The 218-nt window shown below is 44.5% G+C and carries 1 tRNA gene; it reads right to left on the bottom strand.

Annotation, left to right across the window (positions count from 1 at the left end):
• Nucleotides 1-139 precede the first annotated feature (139 nt).
• Nucleotides 140-215 (bottom strand) — tRNA-Ala (locus tag OGV79_RS01155).
• Nucleotides 216-218 lie beyond the last annotated feature (3 nt).

Here is a 218-nt window from a genome sequence, read left to right as displayed (position 1 = left end):
TGCGAAAATTTGAGAGACTCATACACACTTTACGTGTGTCGTTTCAATTTTCAGCTTGATCCAGATTTTTAAAGAGCAAAACTTCGCAGTGAACCTTTTCAGGTACACTCTGAAGTTTTCTTATATGAGCAGTAAAATATGGTGGAGCTATGCGGGATCGAACCGCAGACCTCCTGCGTGCAAAGCAGGCGCTCTCCCAGCTGAGCTATAGCCCCATA

It is taken from the genome of Citrobacter sp. CK185 (genome assembly GCF_030333565.1).
Taxonomy (GTDB): Bacteria; Pseudomonadota; Gammaproteobacteria; order Enterobacterales; family Enterobacteriaceae; genus Citrobacter_B; species Citrobacter_B koseri.
Note: the sequence above shows the minus strand (reverse complement) of the source record. Positions and strands in the feature narration are given on the sequence as shown.